Genomic DNA, 6,303 nt, shown 5'->3' with positions numbered 1-6,303 from the left:
GGAATTTCGCGCCGAGCTTTTCAAGCAGATTCGACTCCGCGCGGATCAGTCCGCGCTCGGTTCCGGCGCGAATTGCGATCGATTCAGCCCCGCGCGAGACGTCGAAGCTGTCCCCGTCAAACGCGATTGGTGATGCGGGTGTGGAAGTCATCGAGTCGCCGAGTTCGATTCTGATTTCGGTTGGCGTCAGCGATGCGTCGGGTGTCGACGCGACTTCGGCTCCGAGCATCGTTGCAAGTCCGCTCGACAGATCGCAGGCGGCGAAAGTCGCGACTTCGCCGGCGGTGGCACTGAAGCGGATTCGGGGCGCGACGACGCCTGCTTTGCTCATTTTCCCGTAGTTCCCGATGCGTTCAGCCCGTCGTTTTGCGGCGGTTGGGGAATGATAACATGAGCGTCGCGCTTTGGTAGCGCAGCGACGACGTCATCGCGGAATCAAACTCGGCGGACCTTTTTTGCCGGCGTGGCCTTCAAACGACGCTGCGCGCGAAATGCTCGCGACCTGACAGGCTTCACCGGTCCGCATCCCTCCAGAAAGACGGTCATGGCATTCATGAAACGCTCTTCAAGAGAATCGGACCTGCTTTCCCACCATCCGCTAACCCAGTTGCCGGCAATAAGTATGAGCATCCCTTCCATCATTTCCGCGAGATGCAGCGGCTTCTGATCGGCGCGGATTTCGCCGCGCTTTTGGCCTTCGGCGAAGAGTCGTTCGTATTGCTCGTAGAGCTCCAGAGATCTGTCGCGCAGAACGCCCTTCACATCGGTCATCAACCTCGATTGCTTTGCAACGAGAGCATGAAAATCAGGATCTGAGTCCCACGAGGTCGCCCACTGGCGGATCACGCCGCGAATACGGTCGGGTACGCTGCAATCGTCGCGTTCGAGTTCGCGTTTGACAGACACGATCGAGAACTCGAGCATCTCCACCGCGAACGCCATTATCAGAGCATCCTTGGTGGGAAAGTAGTTGAAGAAAGTGACTTCGCTGATCCGCAGCCGCTCGGCTATGTCGCGGACGCGGGTCTCCTCGTAACCTCGTTTTCGAAACATCGCGGCCGCCGTATTCAGAATCGCGCGGCGCTGCTCGGCTTTCTTCTCCTCGCGCAAGCCCATCGCCCGATCAATTACACGTCGAGAGTCGCGAAAGGAACCCCGGACTGAGACGCCGCTTTTCCCGACGGCCCGCCGCAGCGATCCCGCTGCGTTGACTTTGGTTAACCATATATATTTAGTCTACTTCACTATTATGCAAAAGTCGATGGAACCGCCGGATGGAGTCTCGGCTGATCACGTCGAACAGACGCTTCGTGCCGACGCGGAGCGATCCTGTCCCGCATCGATGCGCGATCGAGTTGCGGCCGGCATCGGGAAGGCGCTCGCGGATCGCCGGCTGCCGCTGGTGGTCGCCATCCTGGCAGTCGTCGGGATGCTGCCGGCGCTAACCGGCGGCTGGCAGCTCGACGACTATTTTCAGCGCGCCACGCTTCTCGGTTACGGCGATTCCAGACCGATTAATACCTTCATCCAATACATCGATCGGGCGCACAACCTGAGCCAGATCAATTTCGGCACAATGCCATGGTGGGGTTCGCCGGACCTGCATCAGGCGTTTCTGCGTTACGCGAGCACGCTTACCATGATGCTCGATTATCGCCTGTGGCCGAACCATCCCGCCCTGATGCACCTGCAGAGTCTGCTCTGGCTGTCAGCGGCGGTTCTGGTGGCCGCGCTTCTTTATCGTGAGGTGCTGGGCGCAACCTGGATAGCCGGGCTGGCGGCTCTGATGTACGCGCTGGACGGTGCGCATGCCGTGCCGGCGGCATACCTGGCCAACCGCAACGCCTTGATTGCCTGCTGCTTTGGATTCCTGAGCGTGCTGGCGTTCGTTCGCTGGCGAAAGCACGGAGGCGCGAGGACCCGGTGGCTGAGCGTGTTGATGCTGGCGCTGGCGCTGTCCGCAGGCGAGATGGGCCTGGCTACCGTGGCGTACCTGTTTTCCTACGCGCTGACCATCGATCGCGACGGAATTCGAGCGAGGCTCATGCGGCTCCTGCCTCATGGCGGAGTGCTAGGGGCGTGGGCATCGATCTACAGGCTTGGCAATTTCGGTTCGCACGGCTCCGGCTTTTACCTGGACCCACTTCGTGATCCGCTCGGCTTCGCCGGTTCATTTTGCCAGCGGGCTGCGTTCCTGCTGGTGGGACAATGGTCGCCGCTCCCCGCCGAGATGAGTATGGCCAACGCGCCCGGCACTACGGCGTTCTTCCATATGAGCGTCTTCAGCTTCGTGGTCGCTGCGATCGTGGCGGTTCTTTTTATCCCGTTGGTCGCGCGCGACCGGGTGGCGCGGTTCTGGGGCCTCGGCGCGCTGCTTTCGTTGATACCGATTGCCGCCGTTGGTCCCGAGAATCGCTTGTTGGGTTTCGTCGGCCTGGGCTCGATGGCACTTCTCGCTCAACTGACGCAGGTCGTTTTCATATCCTCTTTCGTTCCGCCGGTATCCCGTGTCTGGAAGGGATTTGCGTGGGCTGCAACGCTCCTTCTCCTTCTCACTCATGTGGTCGCCGCTCCGTTACTCGGGATCGCCCGGATCGACTACCAGGCAAACGTCAGCTCCAGGATGGAGCGTGCGATGGCAAGTGTCCCAAGCGATCCGCGGATCGCGTCCCAGGACCTGGTGCTGATTAACCCGCGCGACCACATCTACCTCGTCACCGCGATTTGGACCGTGAAACAGCTGGAGAACCTGCCGATGCCGCGGCACCTGCGCGCGCTCTCTTCGGGAGGGACGCTGGAAGTCACTCGCGTCGGGCCGCGGTCGCTGCGAGTACGTTTTCCCGGTGGGTTCTTTCCGACGGCATTCAGTCGTTTTGTGCGCAGTCAGAATGATTGCTTTTCGCCGGGGGAGCACTTTGAACTGCCAGGTCTCTCGATCGTGGTCGAGGCTCTTGACGCGCAAGGTGACCCCGCGCAGGTGCTGTACGAGTTTCCAGTACCGCTGGAAGATCCTTCGTTGCGCTGGATGCGCTGGCAAGATGGCGTTTATGTCCCATGGAGTCCGCCAGCGCTCGACCAGACTGAGAAGCTGCCGTCAGTAAGTGGAATCTTCGGCTGAGCCGACGCGTTCGACCTGTCGTTTTTCCGGCGGTTCGGGAATGATAACATCAGCGTCGCGCTTTCGTAGCGCAGCCGCATCCTAATCGAAACTGCGACAGGTCCGATTCGCATAATGCCGAGTCCAAATGAAATTCTCGCGGAACTCAAGAAAGTAAAATACCCCGGCTTCACCCGCGACATCGTGTCGTTCGGGATCATCAAGGATATCGAAGTTGCGTATGCGGGTGTGACCGTGTCGCTCACGATGGCGTCGGCCAAGCCCGAAGTCGTCGAGAAAATTGTGGCCGAGGTGAGGGCTGCCGTCGCCGCGATGCCGGGCGTGCCTGCCGTCAACGTCCAGATCGAGCAGCCTGCGGCGACTGCGCCGAAGGCAGCGGCCGGAATGGCGCAGCCGCGGAGTATCGCGGGCGTCAAACATATCGTCGCGGTCGCGAGCGGCAAGGGCGGCGTTGGCAAATCGACGGTCGCGGTGAATCTCGCGCTCGCGATGCACGCTCTGGGATGGCGCGTCGGCCTGATGGACGCCGACGTGTATGGGCCGAGCGTCGCGATGATGGTCGGGGTCGAGAAAGCGGTGACGCTCACGCCCGAGCGGCGCATCATTCCGCTGGAGCGGTACGGGATTCGGTACATCTCGATGGCGCTGTTCATCAACGACGAGACGGCGGTCATCTGGCGCGGGCCGATGGTCACCAAGCTCGAGACGGAATTCCTGTTCAACGTCGAGTGGGGCGAGCTGGATTGCCTGGTGCTCGATCTGCCCCCGGGAACCGGCGACGCGCAACTGACTATCACGCAGGGGGTGGCGCTTGACGGCGGTGTGATCGTGACGACGCCCCAGGAGATCGCGCTGCTCGACGTCAAGCGCGGCGTCGCGATGTTCGACGAAGTTCACGTGCCCGTTCTCGGCGTCGTCGAGAACATGAGCTATTACCTGTGCCGCAAGTGCAACCATCGCCACGAAATTTTCGCGCATGGCGGCGGCGCGCGGCTGGCGGAGTCGCTCAACGTGCCGTTCCTGGGCGAGTTGCCGCTGGTCCGCGAGCTGCGCGAGGGCGGCGACAATGCGCGCCCCATCGTCGCGTCCAACCCGGCTCATCCGGTGAGCGCGGCGTTCAAGTCAATCGCATCGAAGGTGATCGAGGGACTCGACCGTACCGAAGCGCAGCACGCCTCTTGATTTAAGGGATGTCAGATCGCCCAAAGATTTCGCTGATCACGATTACGCGCGATGAAGAGGCGCTGATCGCCCAGTGCCTGAAGAGCGCGTGGTTCTGCGATGAGAAGATAATCATCGACTCGTTTTCGACCGACAAGACGGTCGAGATTGCGCGCGGACTCGGCGCCGTCGTCGTGCCCCACGAATTCACCAACTACGTGATGCAGAAGCAGATGGCGCTCGATCGCGCGACCGGCGACTGGGTGCTGCTGATGGACGCCGACGAGCAGGCAACGCACGATCTTGGCGAAGAAATTATCCGCGCGGTGTCGTCGCCGAACGCGGCCGACGGCTACCGGATTCGCCGCATCTTGTACCACTTGGGACATTACTACTCGCACGCGATTTACCCCGACACCCCTGTGCGGCTGTTCCGGCGCGAGTGCGGGCATATTGGCGGCCGCGATCCGCATGACAAGGTCGTAGTCGAGGGACGCGTCGAGCGGCTCGACAAGCCGATCTTGCATTTCAGCTATCGCGATATTTCCGATCACGTCGCGACGATTAATCGGTTCAGCTCGCGCGCGGCGATGGAGCAAGAGCCCAACGCCTTCACACCGTTCAGAATGATCGGGAATCCAGCGTGGCGGTTTTTCAATTTTTATATTATACGCGGCGGGTTCCGCGACGGCGGCCGCGGATTGTACGCCGCGATGACGGCCGCGTTCTATGTATTTCTGAAATACGCGAAGCTCTACGAGCGCCGGCTGAAATCGCGCACCGGACTGTGACGCGCAGCTGCCACGAAGCGGTTGAAACTTTTCCCGCCAGCCACTTCTATCGCGCCGCAGACCTGATATTTTAACCGTCAGCCCATGAAACGACTGTTCTTCTACGTTCGCCGGTATTGGACCTGGTACGGACTCGGAATGCTGTGCACGCTGGTCGCGTCGGCATGCGGCATGACGGTCGCCTATCTGAGCGGCGCCGCAATCAGCGCCGTACAGGCGCATCACGCGCAAACCTTCACTCCGCTAGCGAAGCTGGGCCTTCCCGCGCAGGAGTCGCTCGATCGAATCGTGTTGATGTTGTGTGGCGCGGCGCTCCTCGGCGGCGTCGCGAGATGGCTTTCGCGCATGACGATTTTCAATACCGGCCGCGATATCGAGTACGATCTGCGCAACGACCTATTCGTCCACCTGACCCATCTCGGCGCCGACTTTTACGACAAGCACAAGGTCGGCGACCTGATGTCGCGGCTGGTCAACGACCTGACCGCCGTGCGGATGATGGTCGGTATGGGCGTGGTGACGTTCGCCGACGCGCCTGCAACCGTGACCTTCGCGCTCATCTTCATGCTGAGCGCCAACGTAAAGCTGACGCTCGTCGTGATCGTGCCTTACGCGTTGCTGATGATTGGAATGAAGCAACTGTCGAATTCCTTGATGGTACGCAACCTGCGGGTGCAGGAAGGTCTCGGCGGAATTGAATCCAAGGTGCAGGAAAGCCTGGCCGGGATTCACGTCGTGAAGGCGTACGCGCTCGAGGATCACGAGTCTGCGCTCTTCCGCAAAGCCAACGACGACTACAACGAACTCGGCCTGGCGCTCGCGCGGCTGCGCGGCGCGATGTTCCCGATGATTCGCGGCACTTCGACCGTCGCGGTGATGGTCCTGCTGATTTACGGCGGCTCAATGGTCACGCGCCAGAAGCTGGAAGTCGGAGACCTGGTCGCCTTCATGGGCTACCTCTCGAGGATGGCGTGGCCGGTCACCTCGATGGGCTACATGATTTCGGTCTATCAGCGCGCGAAAGCTGCGATGAAACGTCTCAACGAGATCTTTGCCGCGCCGCCGCAGGCTGGCGAGCTCGAAGACGGTGGTGTGCAGCTAGACGTGCGCGGCGCTATCGAATGGGACCACGTGTCGTTCAGCTATTTTTTGCGCGACGGCGTGGCGGGCGCGCTGGCGGAATCGAACGGCAGCCCGGCTAACGGTCATTACAGGTACGCGCTGAAGGACGTT

6 protein-coding genes are annotated in these 6,303 nt (G+C 61.1%); 4 read left to right on the top strand and 2 right to left on the bottom strand.

Going from position 1 to position 6,303, the window contains the following annotated elements:
- Window positions 1-331: hypothetical protein (locus tag VIW95_RS13230; protein WP_331587250.1), on the bottom strand; the 331-nt coding region annotated here is incomplete at its 3' end.
- Between the two features lie 104 nt (window positions 332-435).
- Window positions 436-1,116 (bottom strand): TetR/AcrR family transcriptional regulator, encoded by a 681-nt coding sequence (locus VIW95_RS13225; protein WP_331587248.1) that lies wholly within the window; start codon window positions 1,114-1,116, stop codon window positions 436-438.
- A 145-nt stretch (window positions 1,117-1,261) separates the two neighbouring features.
- On the opposite strand from VIW95_RS13225, the gene VIW95_RS13220 reads away from it, so the two are divergent.
- From VIW95_RS13220 to VIW95_RS13205, 4 genes are all read left to right on the top strand, one after another.
- The gene (locus VIW95_RS13220) at window positions 1,262-3,118 is read left to right on the top strand and encodes a hypothetical protein (protein WP_331587246.1); all 1,857 of its coding nucleotides are present in this window, start codon (window positions 1,262-1,264) and stop codon (window positions 3,116-3,118) included.
- Between the two features lie 114 nt (window positions 3,119-3,232).
- Window positions 3,233-4,300 carry an Mrp/NBP35 family ATP-binding protein gene (locus VIW95_RS13215; RefSeq protein ID WP_331587244.1) on the top strand — a complete coding sequence of 356 codons (1,068 nt, stop codon included), beginning with the start codon at window positions 3,233-3,235 and terminating at the stop codon, window positions 4,298-4,300.
- Window positions 4,301-4,308: 8 nt separating this feature from the next.
- Window positions 4,309-5,070 carry a glycosyltransferase family 2 protein gene (locus VIW95_RS13210; protein ID WP_331587242.1) on the top strand — a complete coding sequence of 254 codons (762 nt, stop codon included), beginning with the start codon at window positions 4,309-4,311 and terminating at the stop codon, window positions 5,068-5,070.
- A gap of 84 nt (window positions 5,071-5,154) precedes the next feature.
- Window positions 5,155-6,303, top strand: a 1,149-nt coding sequence (locus VIW95_RS13205; protein WP_331587240.1) for an ABC transporter transmembrane domain-containing protein, incomplete at its 3' end; no start/stop codon positions are given.

Source organism: Binatus sp. (SeqCode) (assembly GCF_036522015.1).
GTDB lineage: Bacteria > Desulfobacterota > Binatia > Binatales > Binataceae > Binatus.
Note: the sequence above shows the minus strand (reverse complement) of the source record. Positions and strands in the feature narration are given on the sequence as shown.